Genomic DNA, 18,734 nt, shown 5'->3' with positions numbered 1-18,734 from the left:
TAATATCACTCACCCCAAAACATTTGAAAAATTAACGATTGGGATTGTTTTTTGAAAAAACTTTAAATAAAATGGCCAAAAGTTGCTCCCCAGATAAAAATTTATGAAAAAATTGACCCTAATTCCAAAAACAAGTATCATTATTGCACTGAAAAGCTAAGCAGCACATAGTTAGGCTTTTTGTTCCGAAAAGAAAGCACAAAATGAAAGAGACCACTGAAATTAGAAAAACAGTAGTTTATCAAGTATTTACCAGATTGTTCGGGAATACCAATACCACCAATAAACCTTGGGGGACCATTGAGGAAAATGGAGTGGGCAAATTTAGTGACTTTACGCAAAAAGCTTTAAAGGAAATAAAAGATCTGGGGGTAAGCCATATTTGGTATACGGGTATTCCCCATCATGCCCTTATAAGGGACTATACAGCCTACGGCATCTCCAATGACGACCCGGATATTGTTAAGGGCAGGGCAGGTTCCCCATATGCCGTAAAGGATTATTATAGTGTTAACCCAGATTTGGCCAATGACCCTAACAATAGAAATTTGGAGTTCAAGGACCTGTTGAACAGGAGCCATAAGGCCGGCCTAAAAGTTATCATTGATATAGTTCCCAACCATATTGCCAGAAAATATGAAGGCAAGAACAATCCGAAAGGGGTGGTAGATTTTGGGACCAATGACAATACCAATGTGGTCTACAACAAGGACAATAATTTTTATTACAATCCCGGGGAGTCATTTTTGGTCCCGGATTGGCGAAATGGCTACCTGCCCTTGGGAGGGGAGCAAATCAACAAAGCCGATGGCAAATTTACTGAATCCCCAGCAAAATGGACGGGAAATGGATCCCGTTTGTCCAAACCCGATTTTAATGATTGGTATGAGACCGTAAAGATCAATTACGGAATTAGTCCGGACGGACATAGGGATTTTGCTCCGCTGCCAGAAGATTTTGGCCATAAAAACTTTTCTGAACATTTTGAATTCTGGAAAAACAAAGAGGTCCCGGATTCCTGGATAAAATTTAGGGATATTGCCTTGTACTGGTTGGACGAAGGAGTCGACGGATTTCGATATGATATGGCCGAAATGGTTCCCGTAGAATTCTGGAGCTTTATGAATTCGTCCATAAAAATGAAAAAACCTGATGCATTTTTAATGGCAGAGGTGTATAATCCACAGCTGTACAGGGATTATATCTTTAAAGGAAAAATGGACTATCTCTACGACAAGGTAGAGTTTTATGACTCCTTAAAACACATCATGCAGGGGCACGGGTGGACAGACCATATCCCTGTTGTCCAAAACGGACTCATGGATATTGAGCACCAAATGCTCCATTTTCTGGAAAACCATGACGAGCAGCGTATTGCCTGTCCCGAATTTTTGGGAAATGCCGAAAAAGCCAAACCCGGCATGGTGGTTTCCGCAACTATTAGCACCTCGCCCACTATGATCTACTTTGGACAGGAAGTTGGCGAACCTGCCGCCGAAAGTCCTGGATTCGGATCCCCAAGTAGAACTTCTATCTTCGATTATGTTGGGGTTCCCCATTTTCAACGCTGGGTAAACAACAAAAAATTTGACGGAGGGCAATTGTTCCCAAAAGAAAAAGAGCTAAGGACATTTTATAGGAACTTGCTCAATTTCACCATTAACAGTAGTGCTTTAATGGGAAAATACAAGGATATTCATTTTTATAACAAAGATCATACAGAATATTATAATCATAGGGTTTTATCCTTTGTTAGATGGTCCAAGAACGAAAAACTCATAATTATTTCTAATTTTGATGCTGGTCAGACCTTTGGGTTCGATCTAAAACTGCCTAGGGAAATTATCAGGGAATGGGGGCTTCAAGATAGCACCTACCAGATGAAGGGCGAATTGTTCAAGGAAAAAGAATTGTCCCTATTTGTAGAAAACGAAATTGGGCATATAAGAATAGACATACAACCCTTGGAATCCTTAATATTAAGTTTAAATTAATTTTATAGCATTACATTATGAAAACATCATCAATAGTTGGATCTTTCTTCTTGTTTCTATTAATTATAAGTTGTGACAATATGAATAAACCCTTGGTTATTGGCCACAGAGGTGCTATGGGGCATGAAACGGAAAACACACTGGCATCTATTCAAAAAGCAATAGATCTGGGTGTTGATATGATCGAAATCGATGTCTTTAAAATAAAAAGTGGCGAAACGGTAGTGTTCCACGATGAGGAAGTGGAAAGACTTACGGATAGCATTGGAAATATAGAAGATTATAATTTTGAAGACCTGCAGAAATTAACCTTGATCGGCAATCATAAAATACCTACCCTGCAGGATGTCCTAAACCTAATAGATAAAAAAGTACAGTTAAATATAGAACTTAAAGGCGCCAATACAGCCGACAGGGTAAATTTTATAATGAACTACTATGTAAAGGAAAAGGGTTGGCCAATGGATAAATTCATAATTTCCAGCTTTAGATGGGATGAACTTAAGACCATGCGTACGCTTAATGCCCAAGTACCCATTGCCATCCTTGTGTATGGAGATCCGCTGACTGCTTTGGAAATTGGAAAAGAATTGCAAGCGGTCGCCATAAATCCATATTTTGAGGACCTGACCCTGGAAAACGTAAACGAAATAAAAAAGGCAGGATTCAAAATTTATCCTTGGACAGTAAATGAGCCAGAAGAAATTGAGGCTGTAGAGAGATTAGGAGTGGATGGCATTATTACCAATTATCCAGAACGCATTAATTAATGTTCGATGTAATTGTTTTAGGAGGAGGTGCCGCAGGTTTCTATGGCGCCATTCATATAGTAGAACGTAACCCCAAATTAAAAGTAGCCATTTTGGAACGTGGCAAAGAGGTGCTGACCAAGGTGAAAGTATCCGGGGGTGGGCGCTGTAACGTTACCCATGCCGAATTTGACCCCAAAGAACTTTCAAAAAATTATCCCAGGGGAGAAAGGGAACTTGTAGGGCCGTTCCACACCTATTGCACTGGCGACACCATGGCTTTCTTTGAAAAAAGGGGTGTACAATTGAACATTGAAGCGGATGGAAGAATGTTCCCCTCTACCAATTCTTCCCAAACCATTATAGATTGCTTTCTTCAGGAAACGGACCGCTTGGGAATTAAAATCCTTAAGAACAGTTCCATTGTCGGGATAACATCACTGCACGAAAATATAGATAAAGGGGATTACGCCTGGGATATCAAAACTATTCGAAACACCTACCAAGCCAAAAAAATATTGGTCGCCACGGGTAGCAACCCTAAAATATGGGAACTATTAAAACAAATGGGGCATACCATAATAGCCCCTGTTCCTTCGCTTTTCACCTTTAATATTAAGGATGAAAGAATAACTGGCATACAAGGGGTTAGCACCAATGCCAGCATCAAAATAATTCCCTCCAAGGTCAACAACGGAAAATTTAAGTCGGCCTTGAAAAAATATTCCATCCAGACTTCCGATCTAGAATCCGAAGGCCCACTTTTAATTACACATTGGGGAATGAGCGGTCCGGGTATCTTGAGATTGTCTGCCTGGGGGGCACGGATATTGAATGAATTGAATTATAAGTTTTCAATAAAAATAAACTGGCTTCCTGCCTATCATGAGGAAGGATTGACAAGGCAACTTCAACAAATAAAGGAGATTGAAGGAAAGAAAACCATTCTACGCACCAAAGCGTTTGATCTTCCAAAACGATTATGGGGCAGTCTGGTAAGGGCAGCGCAAATTTCTGACACGGATAAATGGGCCGATATTTCCAAAATTCAACTACAAAATTTAGCGAAGCAGTTGACGGGTTCCCAATTTAGGGTAGATGGGAAAAGCACATTTAAGGAGGAATTTGTCACAGCCGGAGGGGTGGACCTAAAAGAAATAAATTTTAAGACCTATGAAAGTAAAATACTCCCCGGGCTCTATTTTGCTGGGGAAGTGATAAATGTAGATGCCATTACGGGCGGATTCAACTTTCAAAATGCCTGGACCGGAGCCTATATTGCCGCCCAGGCAATTGCCAAACCTTAATAAAGGACTAACTCAACAATATCATCAGTAAAGCGGCCAATATAGCCCCAATTACTGGACCTACAATGGGAATCCAAGCATAGCCCCAGTCACTGCCACCCTTACCTTTAATAGGCATTATTGCATGCATTATTCGCGGCCCCAGATCTCTCGCAGGATTAATAGCGTAACCCGTGGTACCTCCTAAGGAAAGACCTATCCCCCATACTAGAAAAGCAACGGGCAGAGCACCCAAAGACCCTAGTCCAATTACTGTTTCAGTTTCGGTTATTGAGGCATCCGTAAAATATAGTACCACAAATACCAAGGTAAAAGTACCTACTACTTCACTAAATAGGTTATTAATGGGATTTCTTATGGCCGGAGCAGTACAAAATACCGCTTTTTTGGTGTCCTGGTCCTCTGTTGCATCAAAATGATCTTTGTAGAAGAGCCAAACGAACAAGGCGCCCAACATGGCCCCTATGAATTGCCCCAATACATATGTGGGGACCAAGGCCCATTCAAACTTTTCAGCAACCGCCAGTCCAATGCTAACAGCCGGATTTAGATGTGCCCCGCTATAGGGTGCGGCTACTGCCACCCCAACGTACACAGCCAATCCCCAAGCAGTGGTGATGACCATCCAGCCCGCGTCGTTGGATTTTGTTTTGTTCAGGATTACGTTGGCAACAACCCCGCCCCCTAAAAGGATCAGGAAAAAAGTGCCGATAATTTCAGCAATAAATGGAGTCATAATTGGTTGGTTTTATATTTAATCGTTTAGTTTGGACCAATATTCTACAGCATCAATGGCCTTGTACCAGCCTTTAATATTTTGTTCTATTTCTTTTCTTTCTGTTGTGGGATCAAAATTGGCATCAATTTGCCATATTTCCTGAATTTCTTCCAAACTTTCCCAGAATCCGACCGCCAAACCGGCCAAATAAGCCGCTCCCATGACCGTAGTTTCTATCACTTTTGGTCTTACGGTAGAGGTATTCAACACATCGGCCTGAAACTGCATCAACAGATTATTGACGGTTGCTCCCCCATCGACCCTTAATTCTTTTATAGAAATTTTAGAATCTGCTTCCATAGCCTTTAAAACATCCATGGTCTGAAATGCAATGGATTCCAAAGCTGCTCTAGCAATATGGGCGTCCGTACTTCCTCTGGTAAGCCCAAAAATACTTCCTTTGGCATGTTGGTTCCAGTAAGGTGCTCCCAGACCAGCAAATGCAGGTACCAGATAGACCCCGTCGGTACTGTCTACAGAACCAGCCAACTTTTCTACATCCTCAGACTTTTTAATGATCTTTAAGCTATCCCTCAACCATTGTACAACGGCACCAGCAATAAAAATACTTCCTTCCAGGGCATACTGGGTTTTACCGTTTATGGTCCATGCAACCGTGGTTAGTAGATTGTTTTCAGAAACTATGGGCTTTTCCCCAATATTCATTAGCATAAAGCAACCGGTGCCATAGGTGTTTTTAACCATTCCCGGTTTTGTGCACATTTGGCCAAAAAGTGCTGCTTGCTGATCTCCAGCGATTCCGGCAATAGGTATTTTACTGGCAAAAAAATTAGGATTGGTATTACCGTATACTTCACTGGACTGTTTCACTTTGGGCAACATGCTCTTTGGAATAGTTAAAAGCTCCAACAACTCATCATCCCATTCCAAAGTATTGATATTAAAGAGTAATGTTCTAGAGGCATTGGTAACATCGGTAATATGTAGTTCGCCTTTGGTCATATTCCAAATTAACCACGAATCTATGGTTCCCATAATCAAGTCTCCAGCTTCCGCCTTTTTCCTAGCTCCTTCCACGTTATCCAAAATCCATTTCACCTTGGTACCCGAAAAGTAGGAGTCGATTACCAAACCCGTTTTTTCCCTAATAAGTTTGGATTTCCCTTGGCTCTTTAATTCGTCGCAGTAGTTGGAAGTCCTCTTGTCCTGCCAAACAATGGCATTATACACTGGTTTTCCAGTGTTCCTATCCCAAACTACTACAGTTTCCCTTTGGTTTGTAATTCCTATAGCCGCTATATCGGCGCCATAAATTCCTTTTTTAGTGGTGGCCTCTGCGGCTGTACTTACTTGGGACGACCAAATTTCCAAGGGATCGTGCTCTACCCAACCAGGTTTCGGAAAATATTGGGTGAATTCCTTTTGGGCCACCGAAACGATGTTACCTTTTTTATCAAAAACAACAGAACGGGAACTAGTTGTACCTTGGTCCAGCGCCAGTATATATTTTTCCATATGGTAGCATAAATTTTAAATGGGTATCAAGATAACAAAATATAGACACTAAATTTGAAAAATTAATAACCAAACCTAATGCATTTCATCAAATGTGTTATTTGTTGCTAAGTCCAAAATTGACGGTTATGCCACAAAGTCCCGAATATTTCCATTATAAAATATTGTTATTTTTATCCATAGGTTGATTAATAAGATCCAGATGACGAAATATATTGTTCTGCTTAGGGGAATCAATGTAAGCGGCAAAAAGAAAATTAAAATGTCCCAGTTAGAAGCAATGCTGGAATCGCTGGGTTTTTCCGAGGTAAGTACCTATATACAAAGTGGCAATATTGTTTTAAAAAGTAATGTTGCCTCGCCAATAAAAGTATCACAAATAATCAAAGAAGGCATTTACACCACATTCGGCTTTGATGTTCCGGTATTGGCAAAGACATTTATTGAATGGAAAGAAATTATAGCGCAATCCCCTTTTGAAGAGCATAACGACTTGGAGACTAAAAAATGGTACTATGTACTGTTGCAAGAAACTCCCTGCAAGGAATTGATCAATAATCTACAACAAGAACAATTTGCCAATGAACGGTTTGTGATTTCCAATAGCTGTGTCTACCTCTATTGCGACAAGGGATATGGCAAAGCAAAATGTGATAATAATTTTTTCGAAAAAAAACTTCAGGTAACCGCTACTACAAGAAACCACAGGACCATGATACAGCTATTGGAAATGGGGAAACAAATCAGTGAACAGTAGTCAGTAAAAAGAACAAATATCTATTTGGAATTTTCATTTACCCCACACCATATATAGCAAGGCAAAAAAGTTAATTCAATTCCCAAATCTTATAATTCAGGGCAGTAGCAAAACATACCCAAAAAAGATAGGGGATCAATAAATAGGCAGCTGTGGTGCTCACTACTTTAAACCATTTTATGGTAAAGATTAAAAGTACCAATAGGGCCAAAATAACCAGCAAGGCTGCGAAAGGATTCTTAAATCCAAAGAAAATTATACTCCAAAGGGCATTGAACAGCAATTGAATGCCAAAATGGTACAAGGCCGTTTTTACCCAAATATGGTAAAACCCTTTTGCCCAGACAATCCCTGCGGCAACCCCCATCATAATATAAAGTATTGTCCAGACCGGGGCAAAAATCCAATTGGGCGGATTAAAACTTGGCTTATTCAATTCCAAATACCAATCATTTACGGAAGATTGTGTAGCAAAACTGGATAAAAAGCCAATAGTTAAGCATACGGTTACTGAAATTGCGATATAGGTAAGCTGCTTTTTCAAGGATTGGTTGTTTACGCCCTAAATTAACAATTTATTTTAACAGGATCTACAGTAAAACTACTTAAAAGCTATCTTTGCACAAATTGTTTCCAATATGACCGATAAAGACTTTATACCTTCCACTTATACCACAGACAAAACGGAAGGAAAAGTTACTTATAAATCGCCCAGTAATATCGCCTTGGTAAAATACTGGGGGAAAAAGGAACATCAGATTCCGGCCAACCCATCCATTAGTTTTACCCTGGATATCTGTGCTACCACCACAACGGTCAGCTATAAAAAATTGAAAAATAAGGCCTCCGACTTTTCGTTCGAACTCCTTTTTGAGGGTAAGCCAAAAGAAGATTTTAAACCCAAAATAAGTACCTTTCTTAAGAGGACGGAACCTTATCTGCCCTTTTTAAAGGCCTATCATTTTACCATAGAAACCTCCAATTCCTTTCCCCACAGCAGTGGCATTGCATCATCGGCAAGTGGCATGTCGGCCCTGGCGCTATGCCTTATGGAACTGGAAAGGGAACTAAACCCCAATATGGATAGCGATTTTTTTAAAAGAAAGGCTTCCTTTTTGGCTCGTTTGGGATCTGGTAGTGCCTGCAGGAGTATTGAAGGGGACATGGTGCAATGGGGATTACATAAAGGCACTTTAAATAGCTCCGATCTTTATGCCATAAGATATCCCTATAAAGTACACCCCATTTTTAAAAATTATCAGGATACCATCCTTTTGGTGGACAAAGGATCCAAACAAGTGAGCAGTAGCCTTGGTCATAATTTAATGCACGATCATCCCTTTGCGGAACAACGGTTCGACCAAGCGCATAAAAATCTGACCAAATTAAAAAGGATTTTTGAGGAAGGAAATTTGTTGGAGTTTATTAAAATTGTGGAAAGTGAAGCACTCACATTACACGCCATGATGATGACCAGCATGCCCTATTTTATTTTAATGAAACCCAATACTCTGGAGATTATCAATAAAATATGGGACTTTCGAGCATCGTCCAATACCCATGTATGTTTTACATTGGATGCCGGGGCCAATGTACATGTACTGTATCCTGAGAATGAAAAAGAAAAAGTTTACCAATTTATTAGTAATGAGTTGGTTGCATATTGCGAAAACGGGCAGTATATTTGCGATCAAATTGGAAAAGGAGCGAAAAAACTGTAATTTCAATTTGAAAAATGAATAATTAATAGTGGGATGTTGCGTTAATTATTAAAGAAATATCAAGGTTATTGAGGAGTATCGAAAAATCATTAAACCTTGAACTAAAAATTTTTAAATATTACGGTTTAATTTTTTATGCTTAACTTATAGAAATGAAAGGACCATTATTTTACTCTAAAATTCTACTTTTCGGGGAATATGGAATCATTAAAGATTCCAAAGGACTTTCCATACCCTATAATTTTTTTAAGGGGGCATTAAAATCCAAGAACAAGAATTCTGAGGCGGCAAAGAAGTCGAATGCCAGCCTTAGGGCCTTTGCAGAATATTTAAAAGACCTGCAGCAGAAAGACCATGAATTGGTGACTTTTGATCTGGAGGCATTGAATAAGGATGTAGCTGACGGTATGTATTTTGACAGTTCCATTCCGCAGGGTTACGGTGTAGGTAGTAGTGGTGCCTTGGTGGCGGCCATTTACGATAAATATGCCATTGAAAAAATTACCGTTTTAGAGAATCTTACCAGGGAGAAATTATTAAAATTGAAGACTATTTTCGGGAAAATGGAATCGTTTTTCCACGGTAAGTCTTCGGGCCTTGACCCCTTGAACAGCTATCTAAGCCTGCCCATTCTTATAAATTCCCAAGACAATATAGAATCTACCAGCATTCCATCCCAAAACTTGGATGGCAAGGGAGCCGTATTCCTGTTGGACAGTGGCAGCACTGGAGAAACCGCACCAATGGTACATTTGTTTATGGAACAAATGAAACATGAAGGATTCCGGGCCATGCTAAAAGATCAGTTTATTAAACATACGGACGCCTGCGTAGAGGATTTTATAAATGGGAACGTAAAATCACTGTTCGGGAATTTAAAGCAGTTGTCGCATGTGGTACTCGATAATTTTAAGCCCATGATCCCGGTGGAATTCCATAAACTCTGGAAACAGGGTATAGATACCAACGACTATTATTTAAAACTCTGTGGTTCCGGTGGTGGAGGTTATATTTTAGGATTTACCGAAGACATCAATAAGGCAAAAAAAGCCCTGAAGGGCTATAATTTAGAAGTGGTATACAACTTCTAACAACCTCCTTTATGCTTAGTAGAAAAAACAAGCTCTTGCTATTAAAGTTTCTGAGCCTGTTTTCTGTGGTCAGAGGCTACAACATTCTTATGATCATTTTGGCCCAGTACCTGGCCTCGATATATATTTTAGCTCCCCATTTACCCTTGCGAAAAGTTGTTTTTGATGGCAACCTGTTCGTTATTGTTCTCAGTTCGGCCTTGGTCATAGCAGCAGGATATATCATCAATAATTTCTACGATGCGGAAAAGGACCTGATCAACAAACCTAGAAAGAGTATGCTGGACCGCCTGGTAAGCCAGCGTACCAAGCTCACCACTTATTTTGTATTGAATTTCCTTTCGGTAATCTTTGCCAGTTATGTCTCCTTTAAGGCCGTTGTGTTCTTTTCTGCCTATATTTTTGGAATTTGGTTCTATTCCCACAAATTAAAGAAAGTACCATTTTTGGGTAATTTCGTTTCGGCAACCTTGGCCATTGCCCCCTTTTTCGCCGTTTTTGTGTATTATAAGAACTTTGACACCGTGATTTTTGTGCATGCCCTTTTTCTTTTCCTATTGATATTGGCCAGGGAAATGATTAAAGACCTGGAAAATATGGCTGGGGACATGGCCCAAAACTACAAGACCATTCCTATATTGTACGGAGCAAAGTTTTCAAAGACCTGTATCGCTATTTTGATAGGCCTAACGCTGCTTCCCGCCTTTCTCCTGATCGAATATTTTGATGTAGGCTATATGTACCTCTATTTTATAGGTTGTATTTTTTTGCTATTGGGGTTTTTGATCCTTTTGGTAAAATCCAACAGCAAAAAACACTACGTATGGCTGCATAACATTCTAAAGTTGATCATTATACTGGGAGTGTTCAGTATTTTATTGATCAATGTGGATCTGGTATTGAACAGAATTCTCTAAGAATCACTAATTACCGCTACAATAGCTTATACATAACATTTCCTTTGCTACCTTTGCAATAAATTATAGTACATATGAGTAGGTCAGATTCCAACAACGACAAAAAAGCATCAGGAAGACAAGGGGGCACTTTTAGAAAAAAGAGCCATGCACGGGGCAACGCACCTATAAGAAAGAAAACGGAAGCCAAGCCACCATCCGACCCCAATGTAATGCGTCTAAATCGTTATGTTGCCAACTCTGGTGTATGCTCACGTAGGGACGCCGATATTTACATTTCTGCCGGGAACGTGACCGTAAACGGCAAGCCTATAACCGAAATGGGATACAAGGTAAAACTGACCGATGAAGTAAAGTTTGATGGCCGCTTGTTAAATCCAGAGAAAAAGGAATACGTACTACTGAACAAACCCAAGGATTTTGTTACCTCGCCAAAGGATGAGCACGGAAAAAGAACTGTAGCCTCCCTTATTTCCAATGCTTCCAAATCCAAACTCTCGGTGGTGGGGAGAATGGACAAGAACACTACTGGTCTGCTGTTGTTTACAAATGACGGGGAAATGACAAAGCGACTAACAAAGCCTAAAAACGGACTTCGTAAAATATACCATGTAGAGCTGAACAAAAACTTAAGGGGCGAAGACCTTATTAAGATCAAGGAAGGCATTTCTATAGACGACAGCGTGGTTAGGGTAGATGATGTTAGTTTTATTGAAAACGCACCTAAGCGCGAAGTAGGGATAGAACTAAAAAGTACCCGTAACAAAATTGTACGCCGAATCTTCGAGGAATTGGAATACGAGGTCGTAAAATTGGATAGGGTGGTCTATGCCGGACTCACCAAAAAGGATCTGCCACGTGGACACTGGAGACATCTTACACCTCAGGAAGTCATTAATTTGGGGATGATCAAATAAGGATAAAAATCCTTTCCGATTCATTATCATCAGAGTTATTTATTCTATGTAAGCACATCCCATTTTTAACTACTAAAAGTGGCATTTGCAGACGTCTTGTGCTGCACTAATTTGGCCTATAATATTATTTCCCAAGTAGCCCGTCAATCCATTTTAAAGGATGGGTTTGCTCGTACATGGGGATGATCATCCTGCCATGGAGTCCTCCCCCTAGCCCCCTCCCAAGGAGGGGGAACAAATCTATCCTTAAAACGTTTATTAAAACCTAAGCTCCCCCTCCTTGGGAGGGGGCCGGGGGGGGAGGTCGGTCCGGGAAGTCCCGACTAATTTAGGTAGACATGCCTAACGAATAGGCAAGCGTAGCGCCGCTCTGTTATTTAAACGTTGAACCTTAAACGCCCAACAACGCCCGAGAAACAAAGAATTGCTATATTAGAGACTTCATTAGAATCAGTAATCCATAATTAAGGCAGTCTTATAAAGAAACAATGATCAAAAAAATAACCCATTCCGAAATTTCCAATGCAGAAAAACTTCATGCGCTTTTTCAAGTTTCCTATCGCATTGAAGCTGAATTATTGGGTGTTACGGATTTTCCACCTTTAAACAGAAGAATTATTAATTTTCAAAACAGCAACACCCAGTTTTTTGGATTGTGGAAAGATGATGTTTTGGCCGCTGCAGTTGAAATAGACCAACTAAAAAACACTCTTAAAATCTGTAGCCTGGTAGTATATCCAAAATATTTTAGGCAGGGAATTGCCCGTAAGCTGTTGTTGTTCGTTGAAGATTATGACGATTCCGAGACCCTTATTGTAGAAACTGGTTGGGCCAATGCCCCAGCAATAACCTTATATGAGAAGTTTGGGTTTCAAGAGACACGGGAATATATCGGTCCGGGAGGCATCAAAAAAAAATGCTTTAGCAAAACAAAATAGGAAAATGGCAGGTATTAAAGCTAAAACGAACTTCAACTTATTAATCCTTATTTTTATTATTTCTTTTATTGGAAATACCTTTGGCCAAAGCTTGACCAATACCAAAATCAACGGCTACAGGGGCATTTGGTTCGAATTAAATCAGAAGTACGAGTATGGGGACAAATACTCAGGAGCCCTGGGCACCTACACCGCAAAGCACGTACCTTTGGCCATTTATGCTCCCGAAGTTGAAAAAACCTTTTTTGTATATGGGGGAACACCCTCTGAAGACCAACGTTACCTTCTTTGTATGATCGGGGAGTTCGACCATAAAACGAAAATGGTCTCAAAACCCACCGTGGTCTATGACAAAAATGGAGTAGACGACCCACATGACAACCCTTCCATTCTAATCGATGGCTCAGGGTATATTTGGGTGTTTATCAGTGGGCGGGGTGCCAAAAGGCCAGGTTATAAATACAAAAGCAAAACGCCCTATTCCATTAAGCAATTTGTACGGATTACGGAAGAGGAAATGACCTACCCACAACCCAGATATACGGATTTTGGCTTCTTTCAATTTTTTACAAAATATACAGGGGTACGCCAGCTCTATTTTGAAACCAGTAAGGACGGTATCTCTTGGACAGATGATAAACTGCTCGTTGCCATCCCTGAAAAGGAAGGTGAAAAATCAGGGCATTATCAGACCTCAGATGTATTTAATGGCAAGGTGATAGGGACATTTTTTAACCGGCACCCCAATGGCAATGTCGACAAAAGAACTGACCTGTACTATATACAGTCGGCCGATTTTGGAGCCACATGGGCCACTGTTAATGGTATAAACACCCCAATACCAGTAACGGACCTGGGCAGTCCCGCTAGAGCTGTGGATTATGCCTCCCAAAATAAAAACCTGTATCTAAAAGATATGGGCTTTACTGCGGAAGGTTATCCTGCCTGCCTATATATTAGAAGCAATGGCCACGAACCCGGCCCCAAAAGCGCCCCGTACGAATGGTGCATTACCAAATGGAACGGCACGGAATGGCAAACTACTGTGGTAACCACCTCCGACCATAATTATGATATGGGAAGCCTCTTTATAAGTGAAAACGACTGGAAAATTGTTGGACCTACGGAAAAAGGACCCCAAGAATGGGGCGTTGGTGGGGAATTGGCCATCTGGCAATCCAAGGATGAAGGAGAAAGCTGGAAAAAGATAAATACCCTAACAGAGCACAGTTCTTTAAGTCATTCCTATGTACGCAAAGTTGTAAATTTTAAATCCCCATTTTGCTTTTTCTGGGCCGATGGAGATTCGCATCAGTTCAGTAAGTCCGAACTATATTTTGGAAATTTCAAGGGCGACATTTGGAAAATGCCCTATAACATGACCAAAGATTATGAAATGCCAATTAAGATCAAATGATTAAATTAGGACTTCAATAGAACCACATGAAAGCTATTAAATGTGAATCCTATGGTCCTCCCGAAAAGGTGGTTAGGATAACCGAAGTCGCCATACCCTCACCTAAAGACAATGAGGTTTTAATAAAGATCCATGCCACTACCGTAAACGACTACGACTGGAGTCTAGTTAGGGGCAAGCCCTATTTATACCGAATATTTTTCGGGCTATTTAAACCAAAACATGGCTTGGGCATGGAATTATCGGGCACCGTCGCAGCTTTGGGGGCGAAGGCTACGAAATTCAATATTGGGGATGCGGTTATGGGCGATACCTCTAATTATGACTTTGGCACCTTTGCCGAATATATAAGTATTAACGAAAAGGCGGTGGTCCAGAAACCACAGGCTTTAAGTTTTGTGGAAGCCGCAGCCATTCCCCATGCCTCCTGCCTGGCATTACAGGCCCTAAGGGGCCTAGGGAAAATAAAAGAAGGCCAAAAGATTCTGATTAACGGTGGCGGTGGCGGCGTGGGCACCATTGGCCTGCAAATAGCCAAACTGTATAATTGTGAGGTTACAGGAGTGGATTCACAAGAAAAATTGGCTATGATGACGTCGCTTGGTTTTGACCATGTATTGGACTATAGAAAAGTGAATTTCACCAAGGCCGGGGAACGGTACCACCTCATCCTGGATTGTAGGTCCAATAAAGCTTCCCTTAGCTACCTAAAAGCCTTAAACCCCACTGGGCGATATGTTAGTATAGGTGGCAAGCCTTTTAATCTAATTGGATTATTGCTGTGGGGTAAACTTGTACCCCTGTTCAGCTCCAAAAGGTTAAAGATACTCGCCTTAAAATCAAATATTGGGTTGGAGTATATCTGCGACCTGATTGCCCAGCAGAAAATTAAATGCCAGATAGACGGCCCATATCCCCTGGAGGATGCGGGGCGCTTGATCCAGTATTTTGGAGAGGGTAAACATAAGGGGAAAATTGTTATTGGTATCAAAGCCTTATCACATAAGAAATGAATCCTATTGCCCACTTAAAAGAGCAAATAGACCGGGAAGGTTTATGGATCACAGCACTGCAACTGGAAAGGAACCAATATTTAAAGGTACAGGGAAGTATGGATACCAACCTCTATTGGGTGGCAGAAGGGAGTTTAAGAATTTTTGTGGTAGAGGAAAATGAGGAACACACCATTAGGTTCGGCTATACCCATAATTTTATTACTGCCCTGGATTCTTTTTTGGATGAAAAACCTTCCGATCTCTATATACAGGCACTAAAAAAAACCACCGTTAAAGTTATTGACAAGGCCACTTTCATGAATTTTATGAAATCCACCCCAGAAAACAATACCACCTGGCAACTAATGTTGGAGCAATTGGTATTACAACAGATGGAAAGGGAGCGGGATATTTTGACCGTATCTCCCTTGGAAAGGTATAAGAGGGTCCTAAAGCGCAGCCCTCAACTCTTTCAGGAAATACCCAATAAATACATAGCCTCTTATTTACGAATGACCCCTGAAACGCTTTCCAGGATTAAAAAATCTTGATTTCGATCAATGTTTTAAAGCTTTAAAATGCCAATTTTTGCCGTAAAAAATAAAGACATGCTTTCTAAGGATTTATTACAGGATTTATTGGAGCGTACCCAGGAAAACAAAAACAAGGCCGAAGGCTTAAAAACCTTGCCATCGGAAACCTTGAATTGGAAATCCTCCCCTGATAGCTGGAGTATTTTGGAATGCCTGGAACATTTAAACCGGTATGGGGATTTTTATATTCCTGAAATTGAAAAGCGGATGGCATCTTCCCAACAGAGGCCTGCCGAAAATTTCAAAAGCGGATGGCTGGGCAACTATTTTGCCAAAACCATGCTTCCCCAGAAAAAGCTGAACAAGATGAAAACATTTAAGTCCATGGATCCGATAGGCAGTACCCTGGATAAGGAGGTACTCACCAAATTTATTTCCCAACAACAGGCCTTGATCAACCTATTGAACAAATCCAAAGAGGTAGACCTCACCAAGACCAAGACGGGAATTTCCATTTCAAAATGGATCAAGCTTAGATTGGGAGATACCTTTAGGGTGGTCATTTACCACAATCAACGTCACATGGCCCAAGCGGAAAGGGTATTAAAGGAGGCTGGTAGGCTGTCAGCGATTTAGCAAGAAAGTATGTAGGTTTCACCTTATGGACTCTAACCATGACTATCGGGATGCTCGACCGGACAATAATTCGTCATTGCGAACAAAGTGCGGCAATCTGTTTTTTGAGGAAAGAGATTGCTGCTACTTGAAAATGAACATGCTGCCGTGAAGTCCTCCCCCTAGCCCCCTCCCAAGTAGGGGGGAATTTGATCCATGCTGTGCAAAGTCTCCTGACGTGGCACTTCATAAACCCTTTCGCGTAAAAAAACTAGCTTTTCGTTCCAATCCCTTTCGTTTCCTGTTTTCGTCATTGCGAACAAAGTGCGGCAATCTGTTTTTAGAGGAAAGAGCTTGCTTCGTCAATGTTGATGATTATCCTGCCTTAATGTCCTCCCCCTAACCCCCTCCCAAGTAGGGGGAACTTGATTATCGACAAAATTATCCAATACGTTCTCATTTAATGAAGAAGGTAATAAGGAGGTCTTTTACAAGTGTAATAATATTATTATAATGTGAGGAACGTCGATTTCCAGTAACTCCCCCTCCTTGGGAGGGGGCTGGGGGGAGGTCCCTCCAACTCAAATCCAAGGGAAGAAGCTGTTGTATTGTCATCACCATGAACCTTGAACCTTGAACCTTGAACACAAAGACCCTGTAATGCCAACAAAACAACAAAAGTGTATTAAAAGAAGGTTAATTTTTAAAAAGCCCCGAAGTTTTAATCGATTCAAAAACAACGTATTACACCCCTACCCTAACTCTTGGCAAAAATAACTGGGCCTCAAGCAAACCAAAAAATTACTAACTTGAAGGGTAAATATTAAGAACAGGGCCACCAGCCTTCCTCCTTAATAGGTTTAATACCCATAAAACAGCGCAAATAATTTTTTAACCCTAAATAATAACAATGAAAAAAGTATTGTTTTTAACTGGAGATTTCACTGAAGATTATGAAACCATGGTCCCATTTCAAATGCTGGAAATGGTAGGATACACCGTACATACCGTTTGCCCGGACAAAAAAAAGGGGGACATAGTAAAAACGGCCATACACGATTTTGAAGGCGACCAGACCTACACGGAAAAGCCAGGTCATAATTTTGCCTTGAACTATAGCTTTGCAGATGTAAATGTATCCGACTATGATGGTTTGGTGATTGCCGGAGGAAGGGCTCCCGAATATTTACGATTGAACAAAAAAGTGCTCGAAATAGTACAACACTTTTTCACCACCAACAAACCTGTTGCCGCCATCTGTCATGGCATTCAAATTTTAACCGCTGCAGGTGTTGTTAAAGGAAGAAAACTCACTGCCTATCCAGCTGTGGGGCCGGAAGTAACCTTGGCGGGTGGGGAATTTCAATCCATTCCCGTAGATGGGGCCTTTGTAGATGGCAACTTGGTTACCTCCCCAGCCTGGCCGGCGCATCCTAGTTTTATAAGGGAATTTTTAAAAGTAATGGGCGCTAAGATCCAATTGTAAAGAATATAAAAAATAGCAACCTAGGTCCAAAGGATTTAGGACCTGTCATACGCTGAATATCCAATAGGCCCACTTAAATAAGTGGGCCTTGCGGATTTAAGAAAATGAGTGTACAACATCCCTTGCAACACATTTATTTATAAGGAAACAATGAAGAAAATAATGCTTGCGGCCGCTGTTTTAAATTGCAGTTTTTTCTACTTGTTCGGCCAAGAGGACCTATCCAAACCTTTTTGCGACTGCAATATAAAAGGAAGTACAACAATTTATGATTACCAGGCCAAGAAATGGATTTCAAGTGATATTGAGGATAGCCACAAAGGCACTTTGCCTGCTTCCACCTTTAAAATCATCAACACTTTAATCGCCCTGGAGACGGGGGTGGTTAAAACTGAAAATGAAATAATTAATTGGCCGGGGGCCACGGATACAATTAAATACGGTTATCGCCCCGATATTTATCACGATATGTCCATGAAAGAGGCTTTTAAAACCTCGGCAGGCTGGGTATATGTTGAGTTGGCAAAAAAAATTGAAAAAGAAAAATACAAGCAATATTTGGAGGGTTCCAATTATGGCAACACCGACCTGTCCATAAACGATGACGATTTCTGGAATTTTGGAAATTTGGCCATTTCCCCTGCCAATCAAGTAGCCATTTTAATAGGGGTATATGAAGAAACGCTACCCTTTAAAAAGACTTCCTTTCAAATCTTAAAAGAAATGATGGTCCAGGAACAGACGGCAGATTATACAATAAGAGCCAAGACTGGTTGGACCAGGGACGGCGGTAAAGATACCGGTTGGTGGGTAGGTTATTTGGAACGAAGTGATAATGTCTATTTTTTTGCTACCAGATTGATCAAAAATAGGGCCGAAAAAAATCCCGATTTTGGCGCCTGTAGAAAAGAAATCACCAAGAACATCCTTCGGCAATTGAAGATGTTGTAATAAATCTCTCCCGAAAGCCATCTGGACGCTTAACCTATCATTTTAATGCCATTGCGGGAGGGCTGGGAGGAAGTCCGTCCCATCTTTTACAA

At 40.8% G+C, this 18,734-nt stretch carries 18 protein-coding genes; 15 read left to right on the top strand and 3 right to left on the bottom strand.

Features of this window, described 5'->3' with window-relative positions:
- The first annotated feature begins 203 nt into the window (after nucleotides 1–203).
- The 3 genes from MWU82_RS08225 to MWU82_RS08215 all read left to right on the top strand — a co-directional run bounded on the left by MWU82_RS08225 (nucleotide 204) and on the right by MWU82_RS08215 (nucleotide 4,050).
- Nucleotides 204–1,994: an alpha-amylase family protein gene (locus tag MWU82_RS08225; RefSeq protein ID WP_247096053.1), complete on the top strand. Its 1,791-nt coding sequence runs from the start codon at nucleotides 204–206 to the stop codon at nucleotides 1,992–1,994.
- A gap of 80 nt (nucleotides 1,995–2,074) precedes the next feature.
- Nucleotides 2,075–2,764, top strand: a complete 690-nt coding sequence (locus MWU82_RS08220; protein WP_247096051.1) for a glycerophosphodiester phosphodiesterase family protein — start codon at nucleotides 2,075–2,077, stop codon at nucleotides 2,762–2,764.
- On the top strand, nucleotides 2,764–4,050 hold the full coding sequence (locus tag MWU82_RS08215) for an NAD(P)/FAD-dependent oxidoreductase (protein WP_247096049.1): 1,287 nt from the start codon (nucleotides 2,764–2,766) through the stop codon (nucleotides 4,048–4,050). Before MWU82_RS08220 ends, MWU82_RS08215 begins: the two co-directional genes overlap by 1 nt.
- Nucleotides 4,051–4,057: 7 nt before the next feature.
- On the opposite strand, the gene MWU82_RS08210 is transcribed toward MWU82_RS08215, so the two are convergent.
- Nucleotides 4,058–4,786 (bottom strand): MIP/aquaporin family protein, encoded by a 729-nt coding sequence (locus MWU82_RS08210; RefSeq protein WP_215949464.1) that lies wholly within the window; start codon nucleotides 4,784–4,786, stop codon nucleotides 4,058–4,060.
- Between the two features lie 18 nt (nucleotides 4,787–4,804).
- Nucleotides 4,805–6,304 carry a glycerol kinase GlpK gene (glpK, locus tag MWU82_RS08205; RefSeq protein WP_247096047.1) on the bottom strand — a complete coding sequence of 500 codons (1,500 nt, stop codon included), beginning with the start codon at nucleotides 6,302–6,304 and terminating at the stop codon, nucleotides 4,805–4,807.
- Between the two features lie 202 nt (nucleotides 6,305–6,506).
- On the opposite strand from glpK, the gene MWU82_RS08200 reads away from it, so the two are divergent.
- Nucleotides 6,507–7,061, top strand: a complete 555-nt coding sequence (locus MWU82_RS08200; RefSeq protein ID WP_247096045.1) for a DUF1697 domain-containing protein — start codon at nucleotides 6,507–6,509, stop codon at nucleotides 7,059–7,061.
- A gap of 70 nt (nucleotides 7,062–7,131) precedes the next feature.
- On the opposite strand, the gene MWU82_RS08195 is transcribed toward MWU82_RS08200, so the two are convergent.
- On the bottom strand, nucleotides 7,132–7,605 hold the full coding sequence (locus MWU82_RS08195; protein ID WP_215949467.1) for a TspO/MBR family protein: 474 nt from the start codon (nucleotides 7,603–7,605) through the stop codon (nucleotides 7,132–7,134).
- Between the two features lie 94 nt (nucleotides 7,606–7,699).
- On the opposite strand from MWU82_RS08195, the gene MWU82_RS08190 reads away from it, so the two are divergent.
- The 11 genes from MWU82_RS08190 (at nucleotide 7,700) to MWU82_RS08140 (ending at nucleotide 18,642) form a co-directional block, all read left to right on the top strand.
- Nucleotides 7,700–8,782, top strand: coding sequence for a diphosphomevalonate decarboxylase (locus MWU82_RS08190; RefSeq protein ID WP_247096043.1), 1,083 nt, complete (start codon nucleotides 7,700–7,702; stop codon nucleotides 8,780–8,782).
- A 152-nt stretch (nucleotides 8,783–8,934) separates the two neighbouring features.
- Entirely contained in the window at nucleotides 8,935–9,873 is a 939-nt protein-coding gene (locus MWU82_RS08185) for a mevalonate kinase (protein ID WP_247096041.1), read from the top strand.
- An 11-nt stretch (nucleotides 9,874–9,884) separates the two neighbouring features.
- Complete coding sequence (locus MWU82_RS08180; RefSeq protein ID WP_247096040.1) at nucleotides 9,885–10,790, top strand: geranylgeranylglycerol-phosphate geranylgeranyltransferase; 906 nt, start codon at nucleotides 9,885–9,887, stop codon at nucleotides 10,788–10,790.
- Between the two features lie 74 nt (nucleotides 10,791–10,864).
- Nucleotides 10,865–11,707, top strand: a complete 843-nt coding sequence (locus MWU82_RS08175) for a pseudouridine synthase (RefSeq protein ID WP_215949470.1) — start codon at nucleotides 10,865–10,867, stop codon at nucleotides 11,705–11,707.
- A gap of 488 nt (nucleotides 11,708–12,195) precedes the next feature.
- Nucleotides 12,196–12,645, top strand: a complete 450-nt coding sequence (locus MWU82_RS08170; RefSeq protein WP_247096038.1) for a GNAT family N-acetyltransferase — start codon at nucleotides 12,196–12,198, stop codon at nucleotides 12,643–12,645.
- 4 nt (nucleotides 12,646–12,649) lie between these two features.
- On the top strand, nucleotides 12,650–14,062 hold the full coding sequence (locus MWU82_RS08165) for a BNR-4 repeat-containing protein (RefSeq protein WP_247096036.1): 1,413 nt from the start codon (nucleotides 12,650–12,652) through the stop codon (nucleotides 14,060–14,062).
- A 26-nt stretch (nucleotides 14,063–14,088) separates the two neighbouring features.
- Nucleotides 14,089–15,075, top strand: a complete 987-nt coding sequence (locus tag MWU82_RS08160) for an NAD(P)-dependent alcohol dehydrogenase (protein ID WP_247096034.1) — start codon at nucleotides 14,089–14,091, stop codon at nucleotides 15,073–15,075.
- Complete coding sequence (locus MWU82_RS08155; protein ID WP_247096032.1) at nucleotides 15,072–15,608, top strand: Crp/Fnr family transcriptional regulator; 537 nt, start codon at nucleotides 15,072–15,074, stop codon at nucleotides 15,606–15,608. The genes MWU82_RS08160 and MWU82_RS08155 overlap by 4 nt, the downstream gene beginning before the upstream one ends.
- A 57-nt stretch (nucleotides 15,609–15,665) precedes the next feature.
- Nucleotides 15,666–16,226: a DinB family protein gene (locus tag MWU82_RS08150; RefSeq protein ID WP_247096030.1), complete on the top strand. Its 561-nt coding sequence runs from the start codon at nucleotides 15,666–15,668 to the stop codon at nucleotides 16,224–16,226.
- A gap of 889 nt (nucleotides 16,227–17,115) precedes the next feature.
- A complete protein-coding gene (locus MWU82_RS08145) occupies nucleotides 17,116–17,691 on the top strand; it encodes a DJ-1/PfpI family protein (protein ID WP_247096028.1) in 576 nt (191 codons plus the stop codon).
- Nucleotides 17,692–17,841: 150 nt separating this feature from the next.
- Nucleotides 17,842–18,642: a penicillin-binding transpeptidase domain-containing protein gene (locus MWU82_RS08140; protein ID WP_247096026.1), complete on the top strand. Its 801-nt coding sequence runs from the start codon at nucleotides 17,842–17,844 to the stop codon at nucleotides 18,640–18,642.
- Nucleotides 18,643–18,734: the final 92 nt, after the last annotated feature.

It is taken from the genome of Arenibacter sp. S6351L (assembly GCF_023016025.1).
In the GTDB taxonomy this organism is placed as follows: Bacteria; Bacteroidota; Bacteroidia; order Flavobacteriales; family Flavobacteriaceae; genus Arenibacter; species Arenibacter algicola_B.
The sequence above is the reverse complement of the archived record's forward strand: the minus strand, read 5'-3'. Positions and strand labels throughout refer to the sequence as shown.